Consider the following 12,911-nt stretch of genomic DNA (forward strand, 5'->3'; position numbering starts at 1 on the left):
GGAGCTGTCGCAGGCTGCGAACTTTTTGATCTTGAGACCCGTTACTGCGTATTGGCACTCACCGCCGAACGCGGTATCACCGGTTGGTTGTCATTGGAAATGGTCACCTCCACCCGACGATTCATCGCCCGTCCCGAGGTGCTGGTGTTGTCTGCCACCGGGTATTCCTTGCCATAGCCCTGGGCGACGACGCGGGTTGGGTCAACGCCCATTTTCACCAGCGCCGCTCGTACGGAACCCGCGCGACGTTCCGACAACGACTGGTTGTGCGATGCCGTACCGGTGCTATCGGTGTAACCCTCGACGATCGCTTTGCGGTCGGGATTCTCCTGAAGGTACTGCGCCAGTTTGTTGATGTTCATCAGCCCGGTGGATTTCAGCTCGGCCTTGTCTGTGGCGAATAGCACGTCACCGAACGTCACCAGTGTCCCGCGGTCGGTCTGCTTGGCGTTGAGGCTGTCCTTGAGTTGTTTGATCTGCTGATCGCGAGCGTCAAGGCGCGCTTCGGCCCGTTGTGCCGAGGTGGTTTTCAGATTGGCTTCCGCGGTACGCAGGGCGATGGTTTGCTTGGCCACTTCAACCCGCTGGTTGGTCAAATAGGCAAGCTGATCAACCTTGGCCGCGTCTTCCTTGTCTCTGTAAGCCTGGTCGGCCTTGCCCAGATAGTCGCTGGCCTCCTTGGTTTCCAGGGCGGCAACTTTGCTCGCCTGCGGGTCGGCTTGCAGGCCGGTGTAGTTGGTGCGGGCCTGTTCGAGGTTGGCGTTGGGAGGTGTCGAGCAGGCCGCCAAAGACACGGTAACAGCCAGTAGAGCAGGGATCATCAGTTGATTACGCTTCATGATTTCGTCCTTTTAGTCGAGTAAGAAACACGTCGTGCCACGCCGTTTATTGAACGGTGCGCTGGCTTTCCTGACGCAGTTCCTGAACGCCTTGTTGAGCGTCTTTCGCTGATTGTTCAGCCTTCATTGCCTGGGCCTTGCGCTCTGCCACGCGAGCGTCCCATTCGGCCTGCTCGGCGAGTGTGCGGGCCTGGTCGTATTGCTTGTCGTGCATGGCAATTTCAGCTTGCTTGAGCTTGTCTTGGGCGGACTTCATTTCCACGGCGGCGAATTCGGTGCCGCCTGCGCTCACCGCGTCATTGACGGCCGATTGGGTCACTGCGTATTGCTCGGTCGGCGGGTTGCCGGCGCAACCGGCCAGCACAAGGCTGCTACCGAGGGCCAGTGCCGCCAGTTTCAAGCTGCGCAGGTGAGTGAACGAGGATGTACCAGTTCGGGTTTTCATGGTCTTCAACTCCATTGGGCCAGCTCCTGAAAAAACGTCGAAATCCATCCTGGGCAAGGAGCTTTAACCTTCGTTTGCGGTGTGTTCAGAAACGCTCGTCCCAGGTGTGGTTACTGGGGTTGACCCGAGGCTTTTTTTGAAAGTTCAGAGAATTTAGTTAGCTATCGAAAAAATCTTGAGTGAGTCGACAGGGCTCTAAGTCGCTATTTGTGGGAACGAGCCTGCTCGCGATGGACTTAACGACGCCGCTTTTTTTCAGATATCACGCGGTTTGGTTAAGGAACATCGCGGGCAGGCTCGCTCCCACATTGAGCGGTGAGGCGGGGAAATGAATCAGTGTTTCTGCTTGTCGTGACCGGTCGACAAATCGTGTAGATGCCTGCGAGACAACGCCAGAAAACGCGGGGTCGGCCCGACATCTTCGTACAGCGGATCACCTTCTTCATCGGTGGCGACCACGGTCGAGCCCTTCACATACGGGAAGCTTCTTTCCAGTTCTTCCAGCGCGGCGCCGATCAGGTCGCCGAGCAGTTCTTCAGGGTGTCGCTTGGGGTACATTTCGATGATCGCCGCCAGCCGTGCGGCAGACTCTACGTCCAGATGGATGGCATAGCCGGTATCGGTCAGACGACCCTTGGCGTTTTCTTCCCAGTGGTGGGCGAGCTCGCGGATTTTCATAATGACCTCATTGCACGCCTGCTCGTGGCAGGTCTGGAGAGTGTCCGGCCGTAGCCGATGACGGCCGTTGTACGACCCACTCTTCAGACTAGCTTTAACGCGCAAGGTTTAAAGGTCCTTCGTCGACTGGCTTGTAAGAACCTGTCTGGCGCGGCACTCTCTAGGTTCGTAGCCGCCCGGATTTTTGCTGGAGAACTGCTGATGACCGATATTGATGCACGCTTGCGCGAAGACGTTCACCTGCTGGGTGAGCTGCTGGGCAATACCATTCGTGAACAGTATGGCGAGGGGTTTCTCGACAAGATCGAGCAGATCCGCAAGGGCGCAAAGGCTGACCGTCGCGGCTCCATGGACGTCGAACTCAGCGCCAGCCTAAATCAGCTGACCGAAGATGAATTGCTGCCGGTCGCGCGGGCATTCAACCAGTTCCTCAACCTGGCCAACATCGCCGAGCAGTACCAATTGATTCATCGTCGTGAAGAATCCCAGCAGGCGCCGTTCGAATCCCGGGTGTTGCCAGAGTTGCTCGCTCGCCTGCGCGCCGAAGGTCACGGTGCGGAAGCCCTGGCCAGGCAATTGGGGCGACTGGAAATCGAACTGGTATTGACCGCACACCCGACCGAAGTCGCGCGGCGCACATTGATCCAGAAGTACGACGCCATCGCCGCGCAACTGGCCGCGCTGGACCACCGCGATCTGACCACTGCCGAACGCGATCAGATCAAAACCACGCTGCAGCGCCTGATCGCCGAAGCCTGGCACACCGAAGAAATCCGCCGCACGCGCCCCACACCGGTCGATGAAGCCAAGTGGGGTTTCGCGGTGATCGAGCATTCGCTTTGGCAGGCGATTCCCAACTACCTGCGAAAAGCCGATCAGGCGCTGCATGCCGCCACCGGCCTGCGTTTGCCATTGGAAGCTGCGCCGGTTCGGTTTGCGTCATGGATGGGCGGCGACCGCGATGGTAACCCCAACGTGACCGCGGCCGTGACCCGCGAGGTGCTGTTGTTGGCGCGCTGGATGGCGGCTGACTTGTACCTGCGTGATGTCGATCACCTCGCTGCCGAACTGTCGATGCAGCAGGCCAGTGATGAATTGAAAGCCAAGGCCGGGGACAGTGCCGAACCGTATCGGGCGGTGCTCAAGCAACTGCGCGAACGCCTGCGTGCGACGCGCAACTGGGCACACACCGCGCTGTCAGCACCTGCGCCAGCCACCGCCGATGTACTGCAAAACAATCGCGACCTGCTTGATCCCCTGGAGCTGTGTTACCACTCGTTGCACGATTGCGGCATGGGTGTGATCGCGGACGGTCCGCTGCTCGATTGCCTGCGCCGGGCTGTGACATTCGGCCTTTTCCTGGTGCGGCTCGATGTGCGTCAGGATTCGTCTCGGCACAGTGCGGCCATGACTGAAATCACCGATTACCTGGGCCTCGGTCGCTACGAAGACTGGAGCGAAGAGGAACGCATTGCCTTCCTGATGCGTGAACTGAGCAACCGCCGACCGTTGCTGCCCACCTACTTCAAACCGTCTGCCGACACGGCCGAAGTGTTGGCAACCTGCCGCGAAATCGCGGCTGCGCCGGGGGCGTCCCTCGGTTCGTACGTGATCTCCATGGCCGGTGCCGCTTCCGATGTGCTGGCTGTGCAATTGCTGCTCAAAGAGTCCGGCGTATTGCGGCCAATGCGCGTCGTGCCGTTGTTTGAAACCCTCGCCGACCTCGACAACGCCGGGCCGGTGATCGAGAAGCTGTTGCTGTTGCCGGGCTATCGCGCACGCTTGCAAGGGCCGCAGGAAGTGATGATCGGCTACTCCGACTCGGCCAAGGACGCCGGTACTACGGCGGCTGCATGGGCGCAGTATCGGGCGCAAGAACGATTGGTGGATATCTGCCGCGAACAACAAGTGGAACTGCTGTTGTTCCATGGCCGCGGTGGCACTGTGGGGCGTGGTGGTGGCCCGGCACATGCGGCGATTTTGTCGCAGCCACCGGGTTCGGTGGCGGGGCGTTTTCGCACCACTGAACAAGGCGAAATGATCCGATTCAAATTCGGCCTGCCGGACATCGCAGAACAGAACCTCAATCTGTACCTGGCGGCGGTGCTCGAAGCGACGCTGCTGCCGCCACCGCCGCCGACGCCAGAATGGCGGCACTTGATGGATGAATTGGCGGCAGATGGTGTCAGCGCTTACCGCGCCGTGGTGCGGGAAAATCCTCAGTTCGTCGAGTACTTCCGGCAGTCGACGCCGGAGCAGGAACTCGGACGTTTGCCGCTCGGCAGCCGTCCGGCCAAGCGTCGGGCCGGCGGAATTGAAAGCTTGCGGGCGATTCCGTGGATCTTCGGCTGGACCCAGACGCGCCTGATGTTGCCGGCCTGGCTCGGCTGGGAAGCGGCCTTGAGCAAGGCGCTGGAGCGCGGCGAAGGCGAGCTGTTGGGACAGATGCGCGAGCAGTGGCCGTTCTTCCGCACCCGTATCGATATGTTGGAAATGGTCCTGGCCAAGGCCGACGCGGAAATTGCCCAGTCCTATGACGGGCGTCTGGTCGAGCCGGATCTGTTGCCGTTGGGCGCGCACTTACGCGACCTATTGTCGCAGGCGTGCACCATCGTCCTCGGCCTGACCGGGCAGTCGCAGCTACTGGCACATAGCCCAGCGACCCTCGAGTTCATCCGTTTGCGCAACACCTACCTTGACCCGCTGCATCTATTGCAGGCCGAGTTGCTGGCCCGTTCGCGGCAACAGGACGTGGCGCAGGGCAGCCCGGTAGAACAGGCGCTGCTGGTGTCTGTAGCGGGGATTGCCGCCGGATTGCGTAACACCGGCTAACGATTTTGTTGTGAGATCAGGCATCCGGCGGTTGAGTCGGATGCCGGCCTGTGACAGGTCCAAAAGTGTTACCAGGCGACAGTTAATGATGGGGTTGCGACTTGGGGAACTGTGCGCAATGGTCGCATGAGGCAGCGGTTTCTCCGACTTTCGGCGTCTTGTGTGGGCGCAGCCTGCTGTGTATCTTGATCAGCCTTTGGCCGTTTGGGCGGTCACGACCCTATTTTTGAGATTGGCCCCACGAGGCGAATCTGACGTTATCTATATAAAAAATTGAGGAGCACATCGATGCGCGTCATTCTGCTGGGAGCTCCCGGGGCCGGTAAAGGTACTCAGGCACAGTTCATCACCGAAAAATTCGGCATTCCGCAAATCTCCACCGGCGACATGCTGCGTGCCGCGGTCAAGGCTGGCACCGAGCTGGGCATCAAGGCCAAGAGCATCATGGATGCCGGCGGCCTGGTCTCCGATGACCTGATCATCGCGCTGGTCAAAGACCGTATCGCCCAGGCCGACTGCGCCAATGGCTTCCTGTTCGATGGCTTCCCGCGCACCATTCCTCAGGCTGAAGCCCTGGTGACTGCAGGCGTTGAGCTGGACGCAGTGGTTGAAATCGCCGTTGAAGACGAAGAAATCGTTCAGCGTATCGCCGGTCGCCGTGTTCACGAGGCCAGCGGCCGCGTTTACCACATCGTCTACAACCCGCCGAAACTTGCCGGTAAAGACGACATCACCGGCGAAGAACTGGTACAGCGCAAGGACGACACCGAAGAAACCGTGCGTCATCGCCTGTCGGTCTACCACTCGCAGACCAAGCCGCTGGTGGATTTCTACCAGAAGCTGTCGGCCGCCAACGGCAAGCCGAAGTACAGCCATATCGCAGGCGTGGGTTCGGTTGAAGCCATCACCGCCAAGGTGCTGGCAGCGCTGAGCTGAAAAGTCTGAATCGCTTCACCTTCTACGGCCCGCTTGCGGGCCGTAGTTGTTTATACTGACGCACTTTTTTGACCTTTCTTGTGGATACATCGATGAGCACCTTGCTGGCCCTGGACACCGCGACTGAAGCTTGCTCCGTTGCCTTGCTGCATGACGGCAAGGTGACGAGCCATTACGAGGTGATCCCGCGCCTGCATGCGCAGAAGCTGTTGCCGATGATTCAGCAGTTGCTGGCCGATGCCGGGACCACCCTGCAAGCAGTCGATGCCATTGCGTTCGGTCGCGGGCCGGGTGCGTTTACCGGCGTGCGCATTGCCATCGGTGTGGTGCAAGGCTTGGCGTTCGCGCTGGAGCGCCCGGTGCTGCCGGTGTCGAACCTCGCCGTGTTGGCCCAGCGTGCCTATCGCGAACACGGTGCCAGCCAGGTCGCCTCGGCCATCGACGCGCGCATGGACGAAGTGTATTGGGGTTGCTACCGCGAGACAGCGGGGGAGATGCGTCTGGTCGGCGCTGAAGCCGTGCTGCCACCAGAGTCGGCTGCGTTGCCGGCCGATGCCAACGGTGAGTGGTTTGGCGCGGGCACCGGTTGGGGATATGCCGAGCGTATCGCTGTCAGCCTGAGCGGGCAAGACGCAGGCATGTTGCCTCACGCTGAAGACTTGCTGACCCTGGCGCGCTTTGCCTGGGATCGTGGCGAGGCGATCGTCGCCGATGAGGCACAGCCGGTTTATCTGCGCGATAAAGTGGCGACGCCGAAGGCACGTTAAGCCTTAAAAGATCGCAGCCTGCGGCAGCTCCTACAGACGATCGCATTTGCCTGTAGGAGCTGCCGCAGGCTGCGATTCTTTTACAGAAACACCAATCATCGGTTTCTAACCACCGCTTTTAAACCTTTTGTCTTTTATGTGTTCTAGTTATCACTCGGCGGTTTGCGAAGTGGATGATGCGCCACTAAACTGCCATCACTGATCCCGAGCATATCTCTATGCGTATAGACGGCGTTTCCTCTCAGTCCTATCCCATCAATCGCAAGCCTCGCAAAGGCCGTGTGGAGGAAGACGAATCCGTCGATATCGACGGCGAGCTGGAAATTCCAACTGAAGAGCAACTGGCTGCCCGCGCCGCCAAAGCTTCTGCGCAAAAGTTGAGCAATCTCCCCGCCCGTCAGCAGGACATGCTTTACCACCGTGCGATGAGCAAAAGCGTGGCAATGGCCTTGGCCAGTTACCTGAGCACTGCAGCTTTCGTCGACTGGGATGCGGACGTGCTGGGTCTCGATCTGTACATCTGATGTTGCTGCCGTATTACCTCGGTTGCCCCTCGTGGAGTGAAAACGCCTGGCGTGACTATCTGTATCCGCCAGACGCCAAACCCGCTGAATTTCTGAATCTCTACTCCCAGGTTTTCAACGCCGTGGAAGGCAATACGACCTTCTACGCGAGTCCGTCTGCAACCACCGTGCAGCGTTGGGCCGAAACCATGCCCGAGCACTTTCGTTTCACCGCCAAATTCCCCCGCGAGATCAGCCACGGCGGCGACTTGCGCGAACAGCTCACCGCCGCCGAAACATTCCTGCAATTGCTCAAACCCCTCGGCGAGCGTGTGTCGCCATTGTGGTTGCAGTTATCGAAAAGCTTCACGCCGCAACGCGTGCCCGAACTGGCCGGATTTATCGACGCCTTTGGGCACTCTCTGGCGGTGGAGGTGCTCCACGACGATTTTTTCGCCAAGGGCGATAGCGAGCGCATGCTCAATCGCCTGTTGCTCGATCGCGGTGTCGAACGCATCTGCCTCGATCCGCGTGCGCTGTTCAGCTGCACCTCGACCGAGCCGTCGGTGCTCCATGCGCAATCCAAGAAACCCCGAGTCCCACCGCGTCCCGCAGCATTTACGCAGTTCCCGCAGGTGCGTTTCATCGGTCATCCCGAGCTTGAAGCCAACGATCCATTCCTGTTGCCGTGGGTGGAGAAAGTCGCACGGTGGATCGAAGAGGGGCGTACGCCATATATCTTCCTGCATACCGCCGATAATGTGCTCGCGGCGAAACTGGCGCAGCGTTTTCATGGGCGCCTGATGTTGCGTTTGCCTGGCTTGCCAGCGCTGCCTGAGCTATACAGAGAACCCGCCGCCGAGCAACTTGGCTTGCTCTGAAGGCGGATTCGTTCGCCTTTTTCAGGAGCCTGTCAATGGACGCGCAAACCCTTCGAGCCCAAGCGTTTAAAGCCTTGCACGAACGCAGCGGCGCTTTTGTGATTCCCAATCCATGGGATGCCGGCTCGGCGAAGATGCTCGCCAGTCTCGGCTTCGAGGCGCTGGCGACCACCAGTGCCGGCTATGCCTTTTCCCAGGCTCGTCCCGATGGTGGTCTGACCCTGGACGACACGCTGGCTAACGTACGGGCGATTGTCGCTGCTACAGATTTGCCGGTGGCGGTGGACCTGGAAAACGGGTTTGCCGACGCCCCCGCCGATTGCGCCAAGAGCATTTTGCGCGCGGCAGAGGCGGGGGCTGTCGGTGGTTCGATTGAAGATGCGACGGGGCGTGAAGGCGCTCCGATCTATTGTTTCGAGCATGCTGTGGCGCGTATCGAGGCTGCCGTGTCAGCCACCCGCAGCTTGCCTTTCCCTTTCACACTGACGGCCCGGGCCGAGAATTTTCTGCATGGCAATCCGGATCTGGACGACACGATTCGCCGCTTGCAGGCCTTCGCCGAAGCCGGGGCCGACGTGTTGTATGCGCCAGGCTTGCGCAGTGCGGAAGACGTATTGGCGGTGGTCCGTGCGGTGGCGCCGAAACCGGTCAATGTGTTGATGTCTGGCGGCTTGAAACTCTCCGTGCAGCAACTAAGCGAAATGGGCGTCAAGCGCGTCAGTGTCGGCTCGGCGCTGGCATTGGCGGCATTGGGCGAGTTCTATCGCGCAGCCGAAGAGATCAAGACGTCCGGCACATTCGGCTTCACCTCGCGTTCAATGCCGTACGCACAGGCCAATCAATTGTTCAAAGGCTGACGATGCGGTTCCGGTGGTGGCTGTTGCTGGTGCTGTCGATCATCGCTGCGGCGGGTGTGGGTGCCTGGCGCGGTTGGCTGGTAGTGCCACCGCAATGGAACCCTTGGGCACCGCTGGACGTGAAGGCCACGCCCAACCTGCTGACCCGCTACAAGCTGATGCGCCTGCGCGATGACCCGCAACTGTGCGCACAGGCCTTGAGCAGTTCCGGTTTGCGCGTGGCCCCGCAGGCTGACAGCCCTGATGCCAAATGCCCGCTCACCAATGCCCTGCGCGTGCAGGGCGGCGAGGTAGCCCTGAGCAGCAGTTTCCTCGCCAGTTGCCGCCTCGCTGTGTCGTTTGCCTTGTTCGAACACCACGTCTTGCAGCCCGCCGCACAGACCGTTTACGGGCAAGCGGTCAGTCGGGTCGATCATCTCGGCAGCTTTGCCTGTCGTAACGTTTATGGGCGTGAAAATGGGCGGCGCAGTCAGCACGCGTCGGCCGATGCACTGGATATCGCCGCTTTTCGCCTGGCCGACGGTCGATCCATCAGCGTGCTCAAGGATTGGCCCAAGGATAACCAGGACGCACAGTTTCTAAGACAGATCCGCGATGGCGCCTGCGACATATTCAGTGTGGTGTTGAGCCCGGACTACAACGCAGCCCACCGCAATCACTTTCATGTGGATGTCGGGCCGTGGTGGGTTTGTCGTTAAGGCTCAGGCGGCGATGCGCAGGTTTTGCAGGACAATCGGGCGGGCCCAGCCGTTATCGAAATCGAATTGTTTCTGTTGTTCTGCCAGTTCTTTCGGTGAGAACGGCGGGAATGGTTTGTCGAGCAAGTCGAGTTCAAATTCGGCGATCGGCAAGTGCAGCGGACGAGGTTGTGGTGCCGGGGTGATCTGCGCCACAGGCTGGCCGGCGTTAAGGACGATCGGGCGAACCCAGCCGCTTTCGAAGTCTTGTTGCTTCTGCTGGGCGACAATTTCATCCGCCGGGAACGCTGGGAATGGTTTGTCGGCCAGGTCCATTTCGAACTCGGCAATCGGCAGGAACAACGGTTCGGGCGGGCGGACTTCGTTGTCCTTCACATCGCATTCACGCTGGGAAACGATGTGCGCCAGCAGGTCGCTGCCGACGGTAGGTTCAACCGGGCTGTCGAGATCGACCGGTGGAAAGTTCAGTGATTCAGGCAGCACTTCACCCGACTGTTCGGCCAGCGCACGGGCAAAGAAATCCTGCCAGATGTGGCTGACGCCGCTCAGCGTCTGGGTGTTTCGCAGGTTGTAGTCGCCGTAGGGCGAGATAAAACCTGTGATTGTGGGTTGAATGTCTGACATTTCTCTCGGTCGACGCTCAGCTCTGGCAAAATGCTCGATAGTTTTGTTATCGGCCGTTTTTGCCGATCATTAATTTTTTGAGCGTGTTTTCCGATGATTGATCAACCCGCGGTGTGCCGCATCCATGTCGAGGCGCTGACCCCTGCGTTCGAGCCACAGGCCGGGCAATGGGCCGAGCGCCTGGGCTTGCCGCTGCAAGTGGCTGAGGGCGAGTTTGCCTTGCAGGTGGGCGAGCAGGGTTTGCAACTGCAACAGTTGGGGCCGGATGCGCCGGGACCGGTGCGGGTGGACTTCGTCGAAGGCGGTGCGGCCCATCGCCGTCTGTACGGTGGCGGCAGCGGGCAGATGATCGCCAAGGCTGTTGGTGTGGCGCAGGGCGTGCGTCCACGGGTGCTGGACGCTACGGCGGGGCTGGGCAAGGATGCGTTCGTGCTGGCCAGCCTTGGATGCGAGATGAGCCTGATCGAGCGCCAGCCATTGATTGGTGCCTTGCTTGAGGATGGCCTGGCCCGAGGGGCGGAAGATTTCGATGTGGCGCCGATCGTGGCGCGCATGCGTTTGCTCAAGGGCAATTCGATCGAGGTGATGCGCAATTGGGAGGGTGAGCCGCCGCAGGTGATCTACCTCGACCCGATGTTTCCGCACCGCGAGAAAACCGCGCTGGTGAAGAAGGAAATGCGCCTGTTCCGACCGTTGGTGGGTGATGACCCGGATGCACCGGCGTTGCTCGAAGCGGCGTTGGCGCTGGCCAGCCATCGGGTGGTGGTCAAGCGGCCACGCAAGGCGCCGTGCATTGAAGGGCCGAAGCCGAGTCATGCGCTGGATGGTAAATCCAGCCGGTATGACATCTATCCGAAGAAGGCGCTCAAGCCTTAGGACCGAGTCGCCTTCATCGCTGGCAAGCCAGCTCCTACAGGTTTTGTGTCGGCCCCAGGATTTTGGAACACCTCGGGCCCTGTAGGAGCTGGCTTGCCAGCGAAGGCGTCAGCCCGGACACGCTCAAGCCATCAGGTTCACTCAGGCCGATAAGCCCGCATAAACAACCCCACCACTTCCCGCACATGGCTCTCCGCCGCTTCACCCACCGGCGGCTCGCCGCAGCCGTACAGCAAACGAAAATTCCCCGCGCCCTTGAGCAGGCAGAAGAAGTGCTCGGCCGCGTTGTGCGGTTTGTCGATGCTCAACGCGCCGCTTTCGTCGATCTTGCTCAGCAAACGTTCCATGCCGAGCACCATGCGCTGGGGCCCGGCCTCAAAGAAAATCTGCGAGAGTTTCGGGTCCAGGCTGCCCAGGGTCATCATCAAGCGGTGCAGGTTCACCGACTCGTCGCTGTTGATCAGCTGATGAAAACCGCGCGCGATGTTCAGCAGCACCGTTTCCACCGCCACGCCTTCGGGCAATTCAAAAAACAGCGGCGGCAGTTGTTCTTCGCACTTGGCCACCACGGCGGCGGAGAACAGCGTCTCCTTGTCATTGAAATGGCTGTAGACCGTCAGCTTCGATACGCCGGCTTCCGCGGCGACAGCATCCATGCTGGTGTTGGCATAACCCTTGGTCAAAAACAGCGTTTTCGCTGCATCGAGGATCGCCTGGCGCTTGGTCAGATCCTTGGGGCGGCCCGGGCCATTGGGTGCTGAAAGATTGTTCGACATATTCGCTTTTATTACTGGACTGGTGAGTTTGCTATTAATAACATACTCGCCAGTATAATTATTCCAAGCACCATTAGCGAAAGGTCCTTCACCATGTTCCGCTATGCCTTGCCCCTCGCGTTGCCGGTCAGCCTGGCATTTTTATTGACGGCGTGCGGTCACGAAGAGGCGCCGCAAGTCAGCATTCGTCCGGCCATGGTGGTTCAGCCAGAGCCTTCGTCCCAGGCAATGGAAAGCTATCCCGGTGAAGTACGCGCCCGTTATGAGCCGGACCTGGCGTTCCGCATCGGCGGCAAAGTCAGCCGACGACTGGTCGACGAAGGGCAGAGGGTCAAGGCCGATCAGCCGCTGGCGGAACTCGATCCCCAGGACGTGCGCCTGCAACTGGAAGCCACCCGCGCCCAGGTCGCGGCCGCCGAGGCCAACCTGAGCATGGTGCGCGCCGAGCGTGATCGCTATAAAACCCTGATGGAGCGTCAACTGGTCAGCCGCTCGCAGTACGACAACCACGAAAACCTTTACCGTTCTGGTGAAGCGCGTCTCAAACAGATCAAAGCCGAATTCAACGTTTCGACCAATCAGGCCAGCTACGCCGTGCTGCGTGCGCCGCAGGATGGCGTGGTCGCCAAGCGTGCGGTGGAAGTCGGGCAAGTCGTCGCGGCCGGGCAAACGGTGTTTACCCTGGCCACCGATGGCGAACGTGAAGTCCTGATCAGCCTGCCGGAACAGAGCTTTGGCCGCTTCAAGGTCGGTCAGCCAGTATCGGTGGAACTGTGGACGCAGCCGGACCAGCGTTTCGACGGGCGTATTCGCGAGCTGTCGCCGGCTGCCGATCCAAAGTCCCGTACCTTCGCTGCGCGCATCGCTTTCAGTAGTACCAAGGTACCCGCCGAACTCGGACAGAGCGCCCGCGTCTTCATACAGACCGCCGAAACCGTTGCGCTGTCGGTGCCGCTGTCGGCGCTGACCGCAGAAAGCGGCGTGACCTATGTCTGGGTCGTCAGCGCCAACAACACGCTGAAAAAGACACCGGTGCGGGTCGGTGCCTTTGGCGAGAAAAGCGTACCGGTACTCGAAGGCCTCAACGCCAGCGACTGGGTAGTGGCCGCCGGCGTCCATGTGCTGCTGGACGGGCAATCCGTGCGCCCGGTGGATCGCTCCAATCGCGTGGTCAATCTGGCCGACAAGGAGTAATCCCC

14 protein-coding genes are annotated in these 12,911 nt (G+C 60.2%); 9 read left to right on the forward strand and 5 right to left on the reverse strand.

From position 1 onward, the window contains the following. Positions 1–41: 41 nt before the first annotated feature. The 3 genes from QMK58_RS06000 to QMK58_RS06010 form a co-directional block, all read right to left on the reverse strand. Positions 42–839 carry an OmpA family protein gene (locus tag QMK58_RS06000; protein WP_053162138.1) on the reverse strand — a complete coding sequence of 266 codons (798 nt, stop codon included), beginning with the start codon at positions 837–839 and terminating at the stop codon, positions 42–44. Positions 840–885: 46 nt separating this feature from the next. After that, positions 886–1,299, reverse strand: a complete 414-nt coding sequence (locus QMK58_RS06005) for a DUF4398 domain-containing protein (RefSeq protein ID WP_053162137.1) — start codon at positions 1,297–1,299, stop codon at positions 886–888. A gap of 318 nt (positions 1,300–1,617) precedes the next feature. Continuing rightward, the gene (locus tag QMK58_RS06010) at positions 1,618–1,962 is read right to left on the reverse strand and encodes a hypothetical protein (protein ID WP_053162135.1); all 345 of its coding nucleotides are present in this window, start codon (positions 1,960–1,962) and stop codon (positions 1,618–1,620) included. A 201-nt stretch (positions 1,963–2,163) separates the two neighbouring features. Here QMK58_RS06010 and ppc point away from each other — a divergent pair, with 201 nt between their 5' ends. The 7 genes from ppc (at position 2,164) to QMK58_RS06045 (ending at position 9,436) form a co-directional block, all read left to right on the forward strand. Beyond that, complete coding sequence (ppc, locus tag QMK58_RS06015) at positions 2,164–4,794, forward strand: phosphoenolpyruvate carboxylase (RefSeq protein ID WP_053162133.1); 2,631 nt, start codon at positions 2,164–2,166, stop codon at positions 4,792–4,794. Positions 4,795–5,082: 288 nt separating this feature from the next. Next, on the forward strand, positions 5,083–5,730 hold the full coding sequence (adk, locus tag QMK58_RS06020; protein WP_053162130.1) for an adenylate kinase: 648 nt from the start codon (positions 5,083–5,085) through the stop codon (positions 5,728–5,730). Positions 5,731–5,822: 92 nt separating this feature from the next. Continuing rightward, a complete protein-coding gene (gene tsaB, locus QMK58_RS06025; RefSeq protein WP_053162129.1) occupies positions 5,823–6,497 on the forward strand; it encodes a tRNA (adenosine(37)-N6)-threonylcarbamoyltransferase complex dimerization subunit type 1 TsaB in 675 nt (224 codons plus the stop codon). A 218-nt stretch (positions 6,498–6,715) separates the two neighbouring features. After that, entirely contained in the window at positions 6,716–7,021 is a 306-nt protein-coding gene (locus QMK58_RS06030) for a hypothetical protein (RefSeq protein WP_053162127.1), read from the forward strand. Continuing rightward, a complete protein-coding gene (locus QMK58_RS06035; protein WP_320395997.1) occupies positions 7,021–7,881 on the forward strand; it encodes a DUF72 domain-containing protein in 861 nt (286 codons plus the stop codon). The genes QMK58_RS06030 and QMK58_RS06035 overlap by 1 nt, the downstream gene beginning before the upstream one ends. 35 nt (positions 7,882–7,916) lie before the next feature. Further along, entirely contained in the window at positions 7,917–8,738 is an 822-nt protein-coding gene (locus tag QMK58_RS06040; RefSeq protein WP_320395998.1) for an isocitrate lyase/phosphoenolpyruvate mutase family protein, read from the forward strand. Between the two features lie 2 nt (positions 8,739–8,740). Next, positions 8,741–9,436 (forward strand): extensin family protein, encoded by a 696-nt coding sequence (locus QMK58_RS06045; protein WP_320395999.1) that lies wholly within the window; start codon positions 8,741–8,743, stop codon positions 9,434–9,436. Between the two features lie 3 nt (positions 9,437–9,439). On the opposite strand, the gene QMK58_RS06050 is transcribed toward QMK58_RS06045, so the two are convergent. Beyond that, entirely contained in the window at positions 9,440–10,060 is a 621-nt protein-coding gene (locus QMK58_RS06050; protein ID WP_053162119.1) for a hypothetical protein, read from the reverse strand. A 93-nt stretch (positions 10,061–10,153) separates the two neighbouring features. Here QMK58_RS06050 and QMK58_RS06055 point away from each other — a divergent pair, with 93 nt between their 5' ends. After that, positions 10,154–10,936, forward strand: coding sequence for a class I SAM-dependent methyltransferase (locus QMK58_RS06055; protein WP_053162118.1), 783 nt, complete (start codon positions 10,154–10,156; stop codon positions 10,934–10,936). Between the two features lie 137 nt (positions 10,937–11,073). Here the strand turns inward: QMK58_RS06055 and QMK58_RS06060 are convergent, their stop codons facing one another. Continuing rightward, positions 11,074–11,712 carry a TetR/AcrR family transcriptional regulator gene (locus tag QMK58_RS06060; protein ID WP_053162116.1) on the reverse strand — a complete coding sequence of 213 codons (639 nt, stop codon included), beginning with the start codon at positions 11,710–11,712 and terminating at the stop codon, positions 11,074–11,076. A gap of 93 nt (positions 11,713–11,805) precedes the next feature. Here QMK58_RS06060 and QMK58_RS06065 point away from each other — a divergent pair, with 93 nt between their 5' ends. Next, positions 11,806–12,906 (forward strand): efflux RND transporter periplasmic adaptor subunit, encoded by a 1,101-nt coding sequence (locus tag QMK58_RS06065; RefSeq protein ID WP_053162113.1) that lies wholly within the window; start codon positions 11,806–11,808, stop codon positions 12,904–12,906. Positions 12,907–12,911: the final 5 nt, after the last annotated feature.

The sequence above is a fragment of the Pseudomonas sp. P8_241 genome (assembly GCF_034008315.1).
GTDB lineage: Bacteria > Pseudomonadota > Gammaproteobacteria > Pseudomonadales > Pseudomonadaceae > Aquipseudomonas.

Bases quoted from the DNA above. Each gene is read 5' to 3' on its own strand.
- QMK58_RS06000 (WP_053162138.1), bottom strand. From the start codon at position 839: ATGAAGCGTAATCAACTGATGATCCCTGCTCTACTGGCTGTTACCGTG.
- QMK58_RS06005 (WP_053162137.1), bottom strand. From the start codon at position 1,299: ATGGAGTTGAAGACCATGAAAACCCGAACTGGTACATCCTCGTTCACT.
- QMK58_RS06010 (WP_053162135.1), bottom strand. From the start codon at position 1,962: ATGAAAATCCGCGAGCTCGCCCACCACTGGGAAGAAAACGCCAAGGGT.
- ppc (WP_053162133.1), top strand. From the start codon at position 2,164: ATGACCGATATTGATGCACGCTTGCGCGAAGACGTTCACCTGCTGGGT.
- adk (WP_053162130.1), top strand. From the start codon at position 5,083: ATGCGCGTCATTCTGCTGGGAGCTCCCGGGGCCGGTAAAGGTACTCAG.
- tsaB (WP_053162129.1), top strand. From the start codon at position 5,823: ATGAGCACCTTGCTGGCCCTGGACACCGCGACTGAAGCTTGCTCCGTT.
- QMK58_RS06030 (WP_053162127.1), top strand. From the start codon at position 6,716: ATGCGTATAGACGGCGTTTCCTCTCAGTCCTATCCCATCAATCGCAAG.
- QMK58_RS06035 (WP_320395997.1), top strand. From the start codon at position 7,021: ATGTTGCTGCCGTATTACCTCGGTTGCCCCTCGTGGAGTGAAAACGCC.
- QMK58_RS06040 (WP_320395998.1), top strand. From the start codon at position 7,917: ATGGACGCGCAAACCCTTCGAGCCCAAGCGTTTAAAGCCTTGCACGAA.
- QMK58_RS06045 (WP_320395999.1), top strand. From the start codon at position 8,741: ATGCGGTTCCGGTGGTGGCTGTTGCTGGTGCTGTCGATCATCGCTGCG.
- QMK58_RS06050 (WP_053162119.1), bottom strand. From the start codon at position 10,060: ATGTCAGACATTCAACCCACAATCACAGGTTTTATCTCGCCCTACGGC.
- QMK58_RS06055 (WP_053162118.1), top strand. From the start codon at position 10,154: ATGATTGATCAACCCGCGGTGTGCCGCATCCATGTCGAGGCGCTGACC.
- QMK58_RS06060 (WP_053162116.1), bottom strand. From the start codon at position 11,712: ATGTCGAACAATCTTTCAGCACCCAATGGCCCGGGCCGCCCCAAGGAT.
- QMK58_RS06065 (WP_053162113.1), top strand. From the start codon at position 11,806: ATGTTCCGCTATGCCTTGCCCCTCGCGTTGCCGGTCAGCCTGGCATTT.